The 15821-nt window shown below is 65.3% G+C and carries 16 protein-coding genes and 1 pseudogene; 9 read left to right on the top strand and 8 right to left on the bottom strand.

Annotation, left to right across the window (positions count from 1 at the left end; translation table 11 throughout):
• Nucleotides 1-77 precede the first annotated feature (77 nt).
• The 3 genes from BO226_RS08435 to BO226_RS27640 all read left to right on the top strand — a co-directional run bounded on the left by BO226_RS08435 (nucleotide 78) and on the right by BO226_RS27640 (nucleotide 2338).
• Nucleotides 78-779: an SIMPL domain-containing protein gene (locus BO226_RS08435; RefSeq protein ID WP_033098183.1), complete on the top strand. Its 702-nt coding sequence runs from the start codon at nucleotides 78-80 to the stop codon at nucleotides 777-779.
• 208 nt (nucleotides 780-987) lie between these two features.
• Complete coding sequence (locus BO226_RS08430; protein WP_083543600.1) at nucleotides 988-1758, top strand: helix-turn-helix domain-containing protein; 771 nt, start codon at nucleotides 988-990, stop codon at nucleotides 1756-1758.
• 124 nt (nucleotides 1759-1882) lie between these two features.
• Nucleotides 1883-2338 carry a hypothetical protein gene (locus BO226_RS27640; RefSeq protein WP_197483276.1) on the top strand — a complete coding sequence of 152 codons (456 nt, stop codon included), beginning with the start codon at nucleotides 1883-1885 and terminating at the stop codon, nucleotides 2336-2338.
• 66 nt (nucleotides 2339-2404) lie between these two features.
• Here BO226_RS27640 and BO226_RS08420 read toward each other — a convergent pair.
• Together BO226_RS08420 and BO226_RS08415 are read right to left on the bottom strand one after the other, a co-directional pair.
• Nucleotides 2405-3169: pseudogene (locus tag BO226_RS08420) on the bottom strand (NRAMP family divalent metal transporter); the annotation flags it as partial.
• Nucleotides 3166-3426 (bottom strand): hypothetical protein, encoded by a 261-nt coding sequence (locus tag BO226_RS08415; RefSeq protein WP_232238083.1) that lies wholly within the window; start codon nucleotides 3424-3426, stop codon nucleotides 3166-3168. The pseudogene BO226_RS08420 and the gene BO226_RS08415, both read right to left, overlap by 4 nt.
• Before the next feature lie 206 nt (nucleotides 3427-3632).
• Between BO226_RS08415 and BO226_RS08410 the strand changes: the two genes are divergently transcribed.
• Both BO226_RS08410 and BO226_RS08405 read left to right on the top strand, forming a co-directional pair.
• Nucleotides 3633-5117: an adenylate/guanylate cyclase domain-containing protein gene (locus BO226_RS08410; RefSeq protein WP_064852838.1), complete on the top strand. Its 1485-nt coding sequence runs from the start codon at nucleotides 3633-3635 to the stop codon at nucleotides 5115-5117.
• A gap of 24 nt (nucleotides 5118-5141) precedes the next feature.
• Nucleotides 5142-6425: a competence/damage-inducible protein A gene (locus BO226_RS08405; RefSeq protein ID WP_064852839.1), complete on the top strand. Its 1284-nt coding sequence runs from the start codon at nucleotides 5142-5144 to the stop codon at nucleotides 6423-6425.
• A 27-nt stretch (nucleotides 6426-6452) separates the two neighbouring features.
• Here the strand turns inward: BO226_RS08405 and BO226_RS08400 are convergent, their stop codons facing one another.
• Nucleotides 6453-7100 carry a pyridoxamine 5'-phosphate oxidase family protein gene (locus BO226_RS08400; RefSeq protein WP_231780628.1) on the bottom strand — a complete coding sequence of 216 codons (648 nt, stop codon included), beginning with the start codon at nucleotides 7098-7100 and terminating at the stop codon, nucleotides 6453-6455.
• A 130-nt stretch (nucleotides 7101-7230) separates the two neighbouring features.
• On the opposite strand from BO226_RS08400, the gene BO226_RS08395 reads away from it, so the two are divergent.
• The 3 genes from BO226_RS08395 (at nucleotide 7231) to BO226_RS08385 (ending at nucleotide 9708) form a co-directional block, all read left to right on the top strand.
• Nucleotides 7231-7914, top strand: a complete 684-nt coding sequence (locus BO226_RS08395) for a TetR/AcrR family transcriptional regulator (protein WP_064852840.1) — start codon at nucleotides 7231-7233, stop codon at nucleotides 7912-7914.
• Entirely contained in the window at nucleotides 7911-8810 is a 900-nt protein-coding gene (locus BO226_RS08390; protein WP_064255629.1) for an alpha/beta fold hydrolase, read from the top strand. Before BO226_RS08395 ends, BO226_RS08390 begins: the two co-directional genes overlap by 4 nt.
• Before the next feature lie 139 nt (nucleotides 8811-8949).
• A complete protein-coding gene (locus BO226_RS08385) occupies nucleotides 8950-9708 on the top strand; it encodes a cutinase family protein (protein ID WP_019289445.1) in 759 nt (252 codons plus the stop codon).
• Between the two features lie 248 nt (nucleotides 9709-9956).
• On the opposite strand, the gene BO226_RS08380 is transcribed toward BO226_RS08385, so the two are convergent.
• From BO226_RS08380 to BO226_RS08370, 3 genes are all read right to left on the bottom strand, one after another.
• Nucleotides 9957-11438 (bottom strand): glyceraldehyde-3-phosphate dehydrogenase, encoded by a 1482-nt coding sequence (locus BO226_RS08380; protein WP_071934991.1) that lies wholly within the window; start codon nucleotides 11436-11438, stop codon nucleotides 9957-9959.
• A gap of 676 nt (nucleotides 11439-12114) precedes the next feature.
• Nucleotides 12115-13554: an IS1380 family transposase gene (locus BO226_RS08375; protein WP_071934730.1), complete on the bottom strand. Its 1440-nt coding sequence runs from the start codon at nucleotides 13552-13554 to the stop codon at nucleotides 12115-12117.
• Nucleotides 13555-13735: 181 nt separating this feature from the next.
• Complete coding sequence (locus tag BO226_RS08370; protein WP_064852842.1) at nucleotides 13736-14212, bottom strand: 5' nucleotidase, NT5C type; 477 nt, start codon at nucleotides 14210-14212, stop codon at nucleotides 13736-13738.
• A gap of 205 nt (nucleotides 14213-14417) precedes the next feature.
• Here BO226_RS08370 and BO226_RS08365 point away from each other — a divergent pair, with 205 nt between their 5' ends.
• Complete coding sequence (locus BO226_RS08365; protein ID WP_064852843.1) at nucleotides 14418-14699, top strand: hypothetical protein; 282 nt, start codon at nucleotides 14418-14420, stop codon at nucleotides 14697-14699.
• A gap of 219 nt (nucleotides 14700-14918) precedes the next feature.
• On the opposite strand, the gene BO226_RS28395 is transcribed toward BO226_RS08365, so the two are convergent.
• Entirely contained in the window at nucleotides 14919-15053 is a 135-nt protein-coding gene (locus BO226_RS28395) for a hypothetical protein (RefSeq protein ID WP_269666628.1), read from the bottom strand.
• 116 nt (nucleotides 15054-15169) lie between these two features.
• Nucleotides 15170-15610 carry an ATP-binding cassette domain-containing protein gene (locus BO226_RS27635; RefSeq protein WP_197483274.1) on the bottom strand — a complete coding sequence of 147 codons (441 nt, stop codon included), beginning with the start codon at nucleotides 15608-15610 and terminating at the stop codon, nucleotides 15170-15172.
• Nucleotides 15611-15821: the final 211 nt, after the last annotated feature.

The following is a 15821-nucleotide window of genomic DNA, read 5'->3' as shown; positions in this document are numbered from 1 at the left end:
GGTCGGATTCGACGGCTCCGACCGTGGCACGTGCCGTCTGCCCGACGGGGACGGCTCGCGCTGGCACACTCGTGCGCATGACCCAGCCTCCCGTCACGATCACCGTCACCGGCCACGCCGAGCGCACCGTCGCACCCAACCGGTGCACGGCGGTGTTGCGGGTGCACGCCGACGGCTCGTCGCGCAAGCAGGCCGCCGAACCGGTGACCGCGGCCGTCGCCACCATCACCGATCTCGTCACCGAACTGCACAAGCGCACCCCGAACCCGGTGAAGCGGTGGACCTTCGATCGGGTACGCCACAGCCGGCGGCGCCCGTTCAACCGCGAAGGCAAGAACCGGCCGTGGGTGTACAACTCGTCGGCGTCGATCACCGTCACCTTCCACGAGTTCGACGCTGTGGGTGCGTTCGTCGAGCAGGTCGCCGAACTCGAGGTGGTCACCGTCGCCGATCTCCAGTGGTGGATCACCCGCAAGGCGCGAAAGAAGCGACTCGCACAGGTCCGCGACCTCGCCGTCCGCGACGCCCTCGACAAGGCGAAGGCGTACACGACGTCCTTGGGTCTCGACACCGTTCGTGCGGTGGCCATCGCCGATCCGGGCATGCTCGGCTCCCAGCCCTCACCCGTCCACGCGGGCGGCGCTCCGATGATGCGCACCGCGATGCTGCGCTCGGATGCGATGAGCGCACCCGAGTCCGCCGAACCCGCGCTGGTCTTCGAACCCGACCGCGTCACCCTCACCGCCGACGTCGAGGCGCGGTTCGAAGCGTCCCCCTAGCGCCGATGAAACTTCGGTGTTCCGGACCCCGCTCAGCGAGGTCGAGAACACCGAAACTCGAGCACCCTCCGCTCGATTCCTTGCGCGCCTTGTACAGACGGTGGCACGATGCCAGCACGCCGCCGATCCGCGCGGCCACAATCGAATAAGGCCCGCCAGGAGTTGCAGCTCCCGACGGGCCGGATGTCCGACTGTAAGGGAGTCGAACGTGGGTCAGAATACCCTGGCCGGCGGGGTGCGTCGTGGACCGCGCCTTGCCGCCAACTTCACCGTCCTCAGCAATGCCGTCATCACCGACGAGCGGCTGTCCTTCCGCGCGCGGGGTGTGCTCGTCTGGTTGCTGTCCAAGCCCGACGACTGGCGCACCCGCGCCGACTCGATCGCGGCGCAGTCGCCCAAAGAAGGTCGCGACGCCATCCGCTCGGCATTGCGCGAGCTCGCAGACCTCGGCTACCTGGTACGCGAGAAGATCCAGAACGAGCTCGGCCAATGGATCACCATCCAGACCATCTACGAACGTCCCGCCACCGACCCGGCGCCTGCGAATCCGACCCGCGGCAGCGCGGACATCGGAGACCCAGGCGCTCTTTCAAGTACCGATACACCAAGGACGGAAACCAACCGCACACCGCGCGTCGCGAAGACACCGCTCGGTCCCACGGTGGTTGAGCTTGCGGCAGCATGCAGGCAGGCCGGACTCACCGCGACCTTCGTCTACCTCAAACCCGATGCGGCAGCGGCGATCGAAGCACTCGTCGCCACACACGGCGTGCCGGCTCTGGTTGCGGCAGCGAAATCCGTGCACAGACCGGGCAATCCGATGCGACTGGCGCACGGATGGTTGCCGTTGTGGCGGTCGCTGTCGACGCCCCGTGTCCTCCACCCGAAGTGCGGCGACTGCGACGAGTACGGGTGGCTTCCCGATGACGAGCAGGGGCGTGCCGTGCGGTGCGGATGTCGCGCGCCTGTTGCGGCCTGAGATCCGATGCAAAGGCGCTCGGCCGAATTCCGTTGACCGATCGGATGGATCGGTTGTCTCATGAGGGGGAGGTGACGTTCTGCGGTAGACAGTCTCGCCGAGCTATCGACGGCGAGGGATGGTGATGGTGTCGGGAACCCGTATCGAAGTGCCCGTCGACGACGGCGTGCTGTCGGGACTCGGTTTCGGTGGCCGTGGGCCGGAAGTGCTTTTGGTCCACGGCAGCGGACACAACGCCGTCACTCGTGATCGCCTGGTGTTCATTCGTGCTCAGCAGAATGGCGTAAATTCCATTGCCCCAGCACTTGTCGAGGAGTACTACTGGGCGCTGGCGAATTTCGAGATCCTCGAGGAGAAACACGGCGATGGCCACCACGATCGAACGGCCGGACGGCACGAGCATTCATGGTCCGGGCAAGCTGTCTGCGGAGCGCTTGCAGCACGAGCTGGCGTTGCGTCGACGTGCGCAGCGGATACCGGCAAGGCGACGTCACGACGGAAGAGGCGGGCGTCGGCAGCAGCGACGTGCCGCCGCCGGAGCGTGGTAACTCTGCCCAGCATCGTCGAGGCCGCGGCGTGATCGGTCAGCGGCGCGCCGGCGAGGCGAGAGGAGAATCCCGACGACCTCCGGCGACGGCACTCCCCCACTGGCCGATACAACCGGACGAGCAGGGGGCATCAGCACGATCGCCGACGGTGCGGCGATGGCCACCGAGAGGATGCCGCCGAGGGGAAATCCGACCAGAACGTTGAGCCGGGACTTCGCGAGATCCCGCACCGTCCACTTCTCTTCCACCGCTCCGGAGGAGAAGAAGAACACCTCGTACGGAGTCCTCGCCGCACCGAACAACGCGATCGCGTAATACCGATATGCCGCCAGGTTTTCGCTGTCCGCCAGGGATGGAGTGAACATCTGGTTCGCGAGCTGCCTCCCAATCCGGGCCGATAAGGAACACCGCCACTGCGAACATGACCAGGCACAGTCCGACCACCCCGGTGACGTTCTCCATCACCGAGAACTTCACCCGCCAGATCACCAGCCACACCGCCAGGGCGGCTACCGGAATCCACATCTTCGGGTTCACACTGCTCGCCAACTGCAACGCCAGCGCGATACCACCGATCTCGGCGGTCCACGTCGACAGGTTGATCAGAAGCGACGCGCTCAGATTCGCCACTGCCATGCGCGGCCCGAGACGTTCGCGAATGATCTCGAAAGTGGCTCGGCCGCTGACCGCAGCGACGCGGCCGGACATCTGCGGAAGACACAGATTCCCAGCACGCCTACCGGCACCACCCAGGACAACCCGAAACGCGCGCCCACCACGGCATTGGTGACCAGATCACCGATGTCGAGAAATCCCCCGATCGCGGTGAGGATTCTGAGAGCGACGGCGAAGAGACTTTTCATCTAACCGTGTTCGCCGCCTGCAGGACCTCGGCGCGCAGGGTTCCCTGGCCGGGGGTGTCCACCTCTCGATCCGCGGTTGCCGAGACGGCCTGGTCGACCTCTTCGAGCATGTCCGACAGGGCGGTGTCCGTGGCGGCGGTGGTGTTGTGACCGTCGGCGAAACCTGCAGGCTCAGCTGAGCCGAGACCGCCGCCGAACCGATCTGCTGCGCTGCCCGACCGAAATTGCCTTCCACCCCGCCGCGCATCGAAGCGCACCCTGATGCGAAGACACCCAGGAGCAGCGCTGCAGCGACCACAGAAAGCAGCACACCCCTGCTCCGGCGTCCACCCGTCTCATGCGAGACGCGCCGTGAAGACCACGCTTTCCTCAGCAACCTCACGATAGAGGCCGGTTTCCGTCGCCGGTCGGTTTCGACAGCCGACACTCGCCGCGCTGTCGACCGGCGCCTATCGTTGTTCCCATGGATCCGCCCGTGACGCGGTACATCCAGCGCGACGGCGCCGCACTGGCGTATCAGATCGTGGGTGAGGGGCCACATCCGATCGCGTGGTTCTTCGAAGACATGATGCATCCGGATCTGATGTGGACCGATCCGCACTTCCACTACAACTTCGAACGTTGTGCCCGCTTCGCGCGTTCGCTGTTCTTCCAGCGACGCGGATTCGGACTGTCCGATCCCGTCGAGCACGTCCCCACGCTCGAGGAGCAGGCCGACGACGTCGTCGCGGTGCTCGACGACGCCGAGGTCGATCGCGCCACGCTCGTCGGCGCAGCCAGCACCTGCGGGCCCCTTGCCCTGGTAGCGGCTCGGCACCCCGACCGCGTTTCCGGGCTGGTCCTCGCCGAACCCTGGTCCGATACCCTGCTGTCCGACGGTGATCCGCCACCGGGATGGACTGCTGACGAGCGAGACCGGTTCGTCGAGTCGTATCGGGATGCGTACGCATGCTGGGGTCAAGGGAAGCTCACGTCCCTGGCGCACCCGACCCTCGATGTCCCACACAATCGACGGATCATGGCGCTGCTCGAACGCTGCTCCGCCACACCGAGAACTGCCCAGAAACATCTCGAGTGGGCTCTCCGCGCGAACTACTCCTTGATTCTGCCGGCAATCCAATGCCCGACGAAGGTGTTGCATCAGCCGGACACTCTGTTCGCTCGAGAGGCCGGCCGCAGGATGGCCGCGCAGATTCCGAACGGCCGCTTCTACGAGCTGCCACCGATCGCCCTCGGCGCAACCCTGGGTGAAGTGCTGATTCCTGTTCTCGACCACGTGGAGGAACTCGTCAGCGGCACGGACCATCCGGTCGAGGCCGATCGGTTCCTGGGCGCGGTTCTGTTCACCGATGTCGTCCGCTCCACCGACCTGCTCGCTGAGGTCGGTGACAACCGGTTCGCGAGGTTGCTGGGCGCGCACGACCGACTCGTGCGTGCGGAGGTCGAGGCCGGCGGAGGCACGCTGGTGGGCATCGCGGGCGATGGGACCCTCAGTGTCTTCGACGGTCCAGTGGCCGCACTGCAGTGCGCGCACCGGATTATCCGATCGACATCGACTCTCGGATTTTCTGTGCGCTCCGGCGTGCATGTCGGGTCGGTGACCCGCGCCGGTCCCGGGTTGACCGGAATGACGGTCCATATCGGAGCGCGGATCGCTGCCTCCTCCGGGCCTGGCGAGGTGCGATGCTCACAGGCGGTGCGCGAGCTTGCGGTCGGCGGAGATTTCGATTTCACCGACCTGGGCAGGCATCGGCTCAAAGGTGTGCCCGGTCAGGTCCAGGTGTTCAGGGCGACGGTCGGGGCCCGTCCTGCACAGCCTGCGCTGCCACCACGCCCGACCGTCTCGGACCGGGCAGTATTGACCATGGCGCGCCGGGCTCCCGGCATGCTTCGTGAGCTCGCCCGCCTCGCAGACCGTCGCAACAAGGCAGTGAGGCGTCCACGATGATCGTCGCCGACTAGGCTCGGCTCCGTGAGCGTGCGTGCAGGAATCATCGTGACCGGGACCGAAGTGCTAACGGGGAGGATCTCCGACCTGAACGGACCGTGGTTGTCCGACCAACTCCTGAAACTCGGCGTCGACGTCGCCCACATCACGATCTGCGGTGACCGGCCCGCCGACCTGACCGCACAGCTGCGTTTCCTCACCGAGCAGGGCGTCGATCTCATCGTCACCAGCGGGGGTCTCGGTCCCACCGCCGACGACCTCACCGTCCCCACCGTCGCCGAGTACTGCGATCGCGAACTGCTGCTCGACCCCGAACTCGAAGAACACATCGCAGGTGTCATCCGCCGGTTCCGCCCGGACACCCCCGATCTCGACACCGGGCCGACGCGTATCGGGATCCGGAAGCAGGCGCACGTGCCCGCCGGTGCCACCGCCCTGCCGCCCACCGGTACAGCGCCGGGCGTGGTCATCCCCGCGGTCACCGGCGAACGGCCGGTACCGACCATCGTCATCCTGCCCGGCCCGCCCGGTGAGCTGCAGGCGATGTGGCCGAGCGCGGTCGCCTCCCCCGCGGTCGCCGACGTGTTGGCGCGAGCCGACGACCTGCAGCAGCACACCGTGCGCGCCTACGGATTGCACGAGGCACAACTCGCCGAGACGCTGCGCCGGGCCGAATCAGAGATCGCCGGCCTCGAACGCCTCGAGATCACCACCTGTCTCCGACACGGCGAACTCGACATGGTGACGCGAGTCGCCTCCGGTGACGCGGATATCTACCATCGCCTTCTCGACGTCCTCACCGAACACCATGGACGCGAGATCTTCTCGACCGACGGTTCCACCATCGACGACCAGCTGATCGCCGTCCTCGACGGCCGCACGATCGCGACTGCGGAGTCGTGCACCGGCGGACTCGTCGCCGCGCGGCTCACCGACCGTCCCGGGTCGTCGGCCTATGTCATGGGTGGCGTCGTCTCGTACTCCAACGACGCGAAGTCCGATCTGACCGACGTACCGGCCGAGATGATCGCGGAACACGGGGCGGTGAGCGAGCAGGTCGCCGCAGCCATGGCCGAGGGTGCCCGACGGCGCCTGAAGGTCGACGTCGCGGTCTCCACCACCGGGGTCGCCGGCCCCGACGGGGGAACCGAGGCCAAGCCGGTGGGCACGGTGTGCTTCGGCGTCGCGATCGAGGGACGGCCGACGTACACGGTCACCCGCCGCTTCCCCGGAGACCGCGAACGGGTCCGGACTCTCACCACCACGGCGGCACTGCATCTGGTTGTCGGACAGCTCGGCCGGGATTGAGCCTGCACGCGCGCCCCTCGGCGGCCGTCAGTTCTCCCCCACCGCCTTCAGCTGTGCCCGAAGAGAATCCACTTCGGCTCGGAGGTCGTTGATCTCGTCGATGTAGGGACGGATCCGGGCGCGGACCGCTTCGTCGGTGTACTGCGGGATCAAGCTCCGTGAGCAGTTCCAGTCGAAGGCCTCGACATCGATGACGATGCTTCGCTCACATCGCGCCGAGATTCTCCGACCGTCACCGAGATCGCGCAGCCGGTCGAGAAGCTGCGGGTCGTCGTCCGCATCGACCACCCGCGCGGTACCGAAGACCTTCAACCGCCTCTTCAGCGGAAAGTCGGCGAGGAACAGCGCGACCCTCCCGTTGTCCGCGATGTTCCCGACCGAGACGAACTGCTGGTTGCCTCGGTGATCCGCAAACCCGATCGTCTGCCCACCGAGGTGGTGCAGGAACCCGACGGGTCCGCTGCGGTACTGGACATAGGGCCATCCGCTCGGGGTCACCGTCGCCATGTGGAACTGGAAGCTCTCGCGTACGAGAGCGAGTTCCCGGTCACCCAACGGCTGAGGTCCTCGGTCGGGTTCGTCGAGGTCGGCACCATAGGCAACGATGCTGCCCGCAGCTTCCTGACGAGCGACCGCCTCCGGGCCGAACGCCAGATGGTGATACCTCGATCCCATACCGATCTCCTCGCCGATGTCCGTTATGCCGACAGCGAGACAGTGCATCACAATCGACCGCGACCGGAAAGACGCGGGTGTCGACCCTGCAGTTCGCCGAACAGCGGCCGTCTGGTTTACGATACGGAACGTGTCGTATCTGAATGAGCCGCCTGCGCAACGCGGACGTCCACGCGACGCCGAACTCGAGCGTCGGATCACCACCACCGTTCTCGAACTACTGGCCGAACAAGGCTACGAGGGCGTGACGTTCGAAGCGGTCGCTCGACGTTGCCAGGCGTCGAAGGCAACGCTGTATCGACGTTGGCCGTCCAAGCGCGACATGGTGCTCGCAGCAGTGAAGGACGCCCCTGCGCATCCCTCGGCGGTTCCACTCCGGCGCGGCGACACACTCCGCGACGATCTGCTGATGCTTGCGCAACGCCTCAGCCTCACCATGTCCGCAACCGACAGCAACGCCGCCTTCATGCTGCTCCACGCGGGACTCGAAGACCCGGAGTTGTGCGACGCCATCGAGGAGACCGTCGGCCCCACAGGCGCACGCCTCCCCCAGGCGGTCCTCGACGATGCCGTTGCGCGAGGCGAACTCCCATCGGGCGCTCAACCATTCGCATACGAAGAGGTCGTGGGCACAGTCCTGCTCCTGCGACGAGCGAACGGTCTCACCGTCGACGACACCTACCTCGAAGCCCTCGTCGACACCGTCATCATTCCCGCGCTCACCGCGTCCGCCGGCCGAACGGACCTGCCCGCCGGGATCTTCTCCGGCCACCCCGAAACCTCCACCACGACTACGACTACGGAGACCCCATGACCCGCTGCACCATCGAGGACTTCACCTACCGCACGATCACCGGGGACGGCGGCGTGAAGCTCAACGTCGCCATCGGCGGGCAAGGTCCGGCCGTCGTCCTGCTGCACGGTTTCCCGCAGACCCACTACATGTGGCGCCACGTCGCCCACACACTCGCTGACGACCACACCGTGATCGTCCCCGACCTGCGCGGCTACGGCGCCAGCGACCAACCCCCGGCCGACAATCCCGAGTCGTATTCCAAGCGCACCATGGCGAACGACATCGTCGCGGTCGCCCGCGAGATCGGTTTCGACCACTTCGGGCTCGTCGGTCACGACCGCGGTGCGCTCGTCGCCGTCCGTGCGGGACTCGACCACCCCGACGCCGTCGACTACCTCGGCATCCTCGACGTCCTTCCCACGATGGACACCTGGGCCGTACTTCAGGGCGTGAACGCCAAGGTTGCCTGGCACCTCTACCTCATGGCCCAGCCCGCAGGGATGCCCGAGAAGATGATCGCCGCTGTCGCCCCGGAATTCTTCGGCTCGTTCCTCGATGCGTGGGACCCCACCGGAACCACCTTCACGCCCGAGGAGCGCGATCACTACGTCACCAGCTCGATCAACTCTGTCGACTCGATCGTGGCCGACTACCGCGCCACCGCCGGCATCGATCTCGACATGGACCTCGCCGACCGCGAACGCGGGGCTCGGCTCACCATGCCCGTCGCGGTCATCTCCCAGGACTGGGGCTCGCAACTGGGCTTCGACGCCTCGGCCCTCTGGCAGGCGTGGGCACCCGATCTCACCTACCAGGGCACCACCAGCGGCCACTTCATGGCCGAAGAGAACCCCGACGAGATCGCCGGCTTCATCACCGAGCTGGCCGCCCGCATCCCGGCCGACCAGCCCTGACGGACATGCCACCGGAGTCACCGGTCGGGGGTGACCACGATCACCGAAAAGCACGCATCCTTAACATGACGAACAAACGGGACATCGATATCATCGACCTCAGTTATTGTCTGGCGGGGGCACACGAGGAGAATCGCGCATGTCCCGGATCGATCGCAGACGCACACGCACCGTCGGCCTGCTCGCCGCAGGTCTGCTCACCGCAGGTCTGAGCGTCGCGGGTCCGGTCGGTTCCGCGTCCGCTGACCCGGTCCGCAATTGCCCTGAACGGTACGTCCTCGCCGTCGACGGAACCCGCGGCTTCGAAACCCGCGACTCGATCGACCCGGCATCCCCCTTGGCGAAGATCTCCGCTCGGTTCGAGTCTCCCGGCACCGTGGTCGAACACATCCGCTACCCCGCAGTGGTTGTGCCGTTGCCCGGGACCGGCTCGCACGACGATTTCGACGGCATCGACGACGACGGCACCATCGCCTACGACAGGTCGAAGCAGATCGGGCATCAGCGACTCCGCCAGACCATCACCGTCCGACACAGCACCTGCCCCGACTCGGACCTGTTGGTGCTCGGCTACTCGCAGGGCGCCTCGATCGCGGGCGATGTTCTCGCCGAGATCGCAGCCGACGGGTCCGTTCCCCCCGAACGGATCTCGGGCGTCCTCTATTCCGACCCCCGCGACGACCGCGGCGTCGAGACCCTGTTCCCGGGTCCCGTCGCTCCCGGTGTGACGCTCGGCGGCGGCCGGAACGACTTCGGTGAGATCCACGTCGAACGAGTCTGCATCGAAGGCGACGCGATCTGCGACGGTCGCACACCCGAGGACGGCAAGGACTGGCTCCGCGAGAACGTGACGGGGTACTTCCAGCTGCACACGAAGTACCCCGACTACCAGCCCTGACCGAGTCGGGCCGGAGAGTTCGCCGACCGCGCGGTGTGCATCAGTTCCAGAGTGACGAACTCGGGGGAGGTTGTGTGCGTGTTCTTCGCCGGAACCGCACACAACCTCCCCCGAGTTTCGACGGCCGCTACTCCTCCTCGACGCCACCAATGGCCCAACGCAAAAGGGAACCCATCCTCAGGTAAGGATGGGTTCCCTCGTCGGCGGGTCCCTAGCGGACTGTCGTTACTGCAGTCTGCGCAGGACTGTTATGCCTGTGCAGCGGCAGGTTCCTCGACGTGCTCCACGGGGCCGGCTTCCGTGACGGGATAGACGGGGTATTCCACACCCGACAGGTACTGGACCGTTCGCACGACCTGGCACGAGTAACCGAACTCGTTGTCGTACCAGACGTAGAGGATGGCGGTGTCGCCATCCACGATCGCTGCATTGGCGTCGATGATGCACGCCGCGCGCGAGCCGATGAAGTCGCTCGACACTGCGTCGGTGGCCGAGGTGTAGTCGAGGTTGCGGCGCAGCGCACCGGTGAGCGACTCCTGGTGCAGGTGCTCGAGCACCTCTTCCTTGGTGGTCTCACGAGTCAGCTGAAGGTGAAGGATCGCGACGGACACATCCGGCGTAGGAACGCGGATCGAGTTGCCGGTGATCTTCGCCTTCAGATCGGGAAGCGCCTTCGCGACCGCCGAAGCGGCGCCGGTCTCGGTGAGCACCAGGTTGAACGGCGCGGAACGTCCGCGACGGTCGGCCTTGTGGTAGTTGTCCAGCAGGTTCTGGTCGTTTGTGAACGAGTGCACCGTCTCGACGTGACCACGCACCACACCGAATTTGTCGTCCATGGTCTTCAGCGGCGGAACGATGGCATTGGTGGTGCAGGACGCGCACGACACGATCGTCTCGTCCGGGTCGAGGTCGCGGTGGTTGACACCGTGCACGATGTTCGGGAGATCACCCTTACCCGGTGCGGTGAGCACCACCTTGGCGATACCGGGGCGGAGATGCTTCGACAGACCGTCGCGGTCGCGCCAGATTCCGGTGTTGTCGATCAGGATGGCCTTGTCGATGCCGTACTCGGTGTAGTCGACGCTTTCCGGATCGTTGCTGTAGATGAACTTGATGACATTGCCGTTGGCGACCAAGGCGTTGTTCTCGGTGTCGACCTTGATCGTGCCGTTGAACTGTCCGTGGACGGAGTCGCGACGCAGCAGAGAGGCACGCTTGGTCAGGTCGTCGTCACCTCCCTTACGGACCACCACAGCACGCAGGTTCAGCCCATTGCCCGAGCCTGCCTTCTCGATGAGCAGACGGGCGACGAGCCGGCCGATTCGCCCGAACCCGTACAGGACCACGTCCTGCGGTTTCGCGGGGCTCGTCTGCGCGCCGCCGACCAGATCCGCGAGGCTCTCAGCGACGAAATCCGGGATGGATCGTCCGGCACCCTGGGCCTGATAATCCGTCACCAGCAGGCCGAGGTCGATCTTCGACGGCTGCAGGTCGAGGTCGGTCAACGCCTGGAGGAACGGGAAGGTTGCCTCGACCGACAGCTCGTCGCCGCGGATCTGACGCGCGAAACGGTGCGTCCGCAGAATACCGATCACCGACTTGTTCACGAGGGAGCGGCTGTGAAGCAAGATCGTGACCGAATGCCGGCGGTGCAGACCGCCGATGATCGGGATCATTGCTTCCGCAATAGCCTCTTGCGAGTTCCACTGTGCCAATTCCGGGGTGCTCACTGCGCTCCTCTGCCTTTCCGGCTCGTCTGACACGTCGCAGGCTGTTGGGTGCAGCCCAGACGAGACGCACGTCACTCGCCGGTCGGTGTCCGGATCGGTGGAACCGTACGCGACCGACGCCGATTACGGCGTGCGTACCGCCAAGCATATGAAAGAGCTCTCACGGTTCGACGCCCGGTAGGCGAATCGTGCCCGCGCGTGCGTGAAGCTGATCGTCTCTCCCCCGATAGGAAGACTTCGTCGGCACCCTGAGCTGTAGAAGAACCGGCGAGCTGCGTGTGTCGCCGGTCACAACACCTGTGGGGGTATGCGGGAAAACAGTTGCGACCTACTCGGATGGGAGCACTGAAACTCCGGCCTTTTCAAAACCTTCGAACCGCCAACAGATCTACTTGTCATTTCACACAACCGGGGCAGAGCCCAGGACTTATTCCGAGCTGCGAAAATCCGCTGCTCGCGCATGCCGATGCCAAGACCCTGCTGCACATGGCAAACCCGTGAGAAATGACGACGCCGAGGAAGACTTGCTTAGCCTCAATGCACCGAGCGTCTGATGCTGTCGTCGTGGCTTCCATTGCACGACTTGGGACAGGGTGTGGACATGGACGATCTTCCGACCTTCGATGTCGGGTTGTTCCACTGGTCTTTCGAGTCGTTGGCGGGCAGGGAGTGTCTGTTAGCCGAGAATCGGTCGGTTTCGTCCGAACACCGTGTCGAACAGGGCGTTCCACCCCGATTCCCACGGCCACTGTTGGGGTAGATGCAACGTCAACCGGCGCGCCGACGACGCGATCCGAGCAGGGACCGACACAATGGTCCGCCGGACAGTTCCGGTGGTGGCCTTGACCAGCTTCGGATCGCCTGTGACGGTAGCCGCGGCGCGGGTGAGGTTGAACGCCATCACCGCGCAGACCAGCCACGCAGCATTGGCAGTGAACCGAGACGACGGCAAATGAGCGAGCGCGGAGCTCTTCAGGTCCGCGTGGACCTGCTCGATGATCGCGTGATGGCGGTGGAGCTTGTCGGCGGCGACGGCATCGAGATCGGTGGCGTCGACGGTGGTGAAGAAGGCATGAAACCGCCAGACGTCGAACAATTCGCCCTGGCCCTGGTCCTTCTTCGGCCGCAGGTCGGGGATACGCCGTACGATCAACCGCCCCGGAACCCGGTGGGTCTTCTTCTTCGAGGCGAACGCGGTGAACGGTATCTCCGCGACCTCGGCAGCCGAGATCCAGCGTTCGGTGTCGTGGTCGTAGATCGCGTTGGTGTACTCGATCGGAGTCCACGCATCCTCGTCGATCGAGGCGATCGCGGTCTTGATGGGTGAGGTCAGGCGCACGGTGACCGAGACGTCGGCGCCGCCGCGCAGCGCCGCCCCGATGGTGGGATATCCGTAGAACGCCGAGTCGGCCCGCACCAGCGGTCTGGGCGTGGCCTGTGCCGTGGTTCGCGCCCCTGGGCCGGCGGTAGCTGTGTGCAGGTGCGCGACGGTGGTCAGGGTGTCGGCGATCATCCGGGCTGCTCCACGCGCTGATCCGCAGGACCCTTTGCGCAGACGCTGTCCGACGATCACCGGGGCCGCGGTGTCGGTGGTGACCGTGGTGATCAGCGCGTTCAGTCCGCGGACCCCGGAATAGCCGTATCCGGAACCCTGTTTGCCGTGCCCGTGCACTTCGATGATCGAATCGTCGATGTCGACCAGCACGCGTTCGGTGTCGATCCCGGCCACCAGCGGAGTTCTGGTGGCCAGTCCGCGCAGGAACCGGGAGGCAACGGCGTCGAGTTGCCGAACGTGCCCGAAGGTGAAGGTGCGCAGGAACGACCCCAGCGTCGACGGTGCGTACGGGCGGTCGAAGAGTGTTCCCATCGCCCCGTGCCGTAGTAATGCCATGTCGGCGATGCTGTCCGCGCCGGCGACCATTCCCGCGACGAGTGCTCCGATCTTGTCGCCGGAGTGAGCACCCTTGTCGGTGGGAACGCTGAGGTGTTCGTCGGCGAGAGCCTGCAGGCCGCAGTTCTGCGCCAGACCCATGATCGGAACCAGCCCAGCGGTCGACACGAGATTCGGATCGTCGAACCTCGCCGCAGCGACGGGCCGGGTGTGAGAGAGTTGCATCTACGAGATGCCCTTCGTTGTGGCCGAATTGTTTCTGTGAGAAGTTCAATTCTTTCACTACGACAGGGCATTTCGCCGTTACGACTCGCCCATCACATCAGCCTGATCGGTGCATCCAGGCTTAGTGGGCGTTGCAGGTTTTTTGATCGTTTCGACCCAGTCCGCAGCCTACGGGATGGCGCTAGTTCCTGACTGCAGCCAGAAGATGGGCGGTTACCGCATCCCAGTCGGGAAACTCGGCGCTGCCGAATTTGACCAGTTCACCCGTGAAGTCCTTCGCGCCATTGTGGTCGCGGTCGTCGACCAAGAAGTCTCCGTGATTGAGGTTCTTGTGGTGCGACAGGATCAATCGCTTGTAGGCGACGGAGGTGGGCTCGATGCCGAAATGCTTCTGCACCCACAGCAGCTTGTCCGACCACGCTGACGGGTTCTTCCACGGAGCAGTCGAGAGTATGTACGCATCGAAGTGTTCGGCCAGCAGTGTGAATGCTTCGATCGCACCGTCGACGGGATCCATCAGCGCGAAGATCCCGGGTGCCTCGTCATAGCGGTCCTGGTATTCCTGGAAATCGGCAGCGCCGAGCCGATCGATTCCGGACTTGAAGTGAACCAGCGTGTTGTCGAGGTCGACGTAGAGGATCTTTCGACGATCAGTCACGTCGTGACAATACCTGCGGCATCGTGAGGCGGTGCGCTTACGCCCTGCGTTTCAGCGTGAGTTGAGCCCATTGGTTCACAGGGGCCCGTCCGTCATAGGCCGGCATATCGACGCGGAGGCAGTCCGCCGAGTGGGACGGTTCGGTGTACTGGCTAGTCGGGTCGACCCCTGTCTCCGGGGCCGCCTGCGACCTACTGTCGAGGCCATGAGCGACAACACCCTGCCTCCCATGGCCACCTCCGATGGCGTCAACATCCCACACCGGTGGAGTGAAGACCTCATAGGAGATCCCGTCGCACTCTGGACCCTGGTCGACCTCATGAGCCACGGGCCGGGGTACCCGGCGACCGTCGACGGACTACGCACCCACCCGGACACCAGCCGGGAGGAGTACATCGAGGCGCTCCAGACCCTCGAACATCGTGGATACGTAGTCAACGGGCAGCTGCGCGACTTCACCCCCGAGGACTTCGGCGAAACACCGTGACCAGGGGCGATCACGTATTTCTCCGGATGAGAACCGCTCCGAGGATGTGCGTTTCCCAGCGTCGGCAGTGAGGCTACCCAGACCGGAGGACGTGCCATCGCCCCAGTTCAGGACCGGTGTTAGACCCGTCCGGGCATCTCGGTACTCCCGACAACCGACCGGACCTTCGTAGCCTTCGGACGGGGTCCTGTCGGCAGGGCACCCGCCGTTCGGAACATCTCAGAGTCCCGGCCGGAAGTACGACTGCACCCGCGGGCTCGCGGAATCTGCTAGTTCCTCCATGGTCCCCATAGCGAGCAACCGTCCCTCTTCGACGATCGCGATCAGATCTGCGTAGCCGGTGGCAGTGAGCATGGGGACATCGCCGGTGACCACGAGCAGAGCCGTCCCGCTGTCAGCACACTCGCGAAGCGATGTCCACACGCCGAATGCGGTCCCCCGGTCCAGAGAGGCGGTCGGACCGTCCGCAATCAGAATGTCGGGAGCAACGAGCAGGCCGCCGCGAGGGCCGCGCGCTGAATCTGCCCAGCCGAATGGTGTTTCGGCAAAGACGCGAGAGCGTCCACCGGATAGTAGACCGCCTCACACGCTCGAGCGACGGTCCGCTTGCCCTGCGGCTGCTCGAGCTCCCGCAGTTGCTCACCGACGGTGCGGTCGGGGACGAAGGCGTCGATGCCGTCCTGGGGTATGTAGCCGACGGTGCCCTCGATCAGCACCTCGCCGGTGATCTGCGCGGTCACGGGCAGACGATCGGTGAGGACATAGGTGATCATCGTTTTCCCGGCACCGGGACCTCCCAGCAGGGCGGTGATACACCCGGCCGGAACCTCCAAACTCACCTCGGTGAGAACCGTCTCGCTCCAACGACCGGTGTCGATGTGCACGGTCACAGAGCGCAGTTCGGCTGGCATGAAATCAGTGTCGAGCCTGGTGCTCTGCTGTCAACAACGTCGAATCTCCGCCAGCTCGGCCCTTCGCATGTATGCGACCGACGCGCGCCGTGCCGTCGACGGCGGGGCAGATGGTGAGTTCGTAGTCGTCACCCTCGGACTCGACGAACGGTGCGGTGACATGACAGTCGGTTAGGAGCCGTTGCGCATGCTCGAGTGCGACCGGCGTCGC

Source organism: Rhodococcus sp. 2G, assembly GCF_001886355.1.
GTDB lineage: Bacteria > Actinomycetota > Actinomycetes > Mycobacteriales > Mycobacteriaceae > Rhodococcus > Rhodococcus pyridinivorans.
Note: the sequence above shows the minus strand (reverse complement) of the source record. Positions and strands in the feature narration are given on the sequence as shown.

Bases quoted from the DNA above. Each gene is read 5' to 3' on its own strand.
- BO226_RS27640 (WP_197483276.1), top strand. From the start codon at position 1,883: ATGGTGTCGGGAACCCGTATCGAAGTGCCCGTCGACGACGGCGTGCTG.
- BO226_RS08365 (WP_064852843.1), top strand. From the start codon at position 14,418: ATGAGCGACAACACCCTGCCTCCCATGGCCACCTCCGATGGCGTCAAC.
- BO226_RS08435 (WP_033098183.1), top strand. From the start codon at position 78: ATGACCCAGCCTCCCGTCACGATCACCGTCACCGGCCACGCCGAGCGC.
- BO226_RS08390 (WP_064255629.1), top strand. From the start codon at position 7,911: ATGACCCGCTGCACCATCGAGGACTTCACCTACCGCACGATCACCGGG.
- BO226_RS27635 (WP_197483274.1), bottom strand. From the start codon at position 15,610: ATGCCAGCCGAACTGCGCTCTGTGACCGTGCACATCGACACCGGTCGT.
- BO226_RS28395 (WP_269666628.1), bottom strand. From the start codon at position 15,053: ATGCTCACTGCCACCGGCTACGCAGATCTGATCGCGATCGTCGAAGAG.
- BO226_RS08400 (WP_231780628.1), bottom strand. From the start codon at position 7,100: ATGGGATCGAGGTATCACCATCTGGCGTTCGGCCCGGAGGCGGTCGCT.
- BO226_RS08375 (WP_071934730.1), bottom strand. From the start codon at position 13,554: ATGCAACTCTCTCACACCCGGCCCGTCGCTGCGGCGAGGTTCGACGAT.
- BO226_RS08385 (WP_019289445.1), top strand. From the start codon at position 8,950: ATGTCCCGGATCGATCGCAGACGCACACGCACCGTCGGCCTGCTCGCC.
- BO226_RS08410 (WP_064852838.1), top strand. From the start codon at position 3,633: ATGGATCCGCCCGTGACGCGGTACATCCAGCGCGACGGCGCCGCACTG.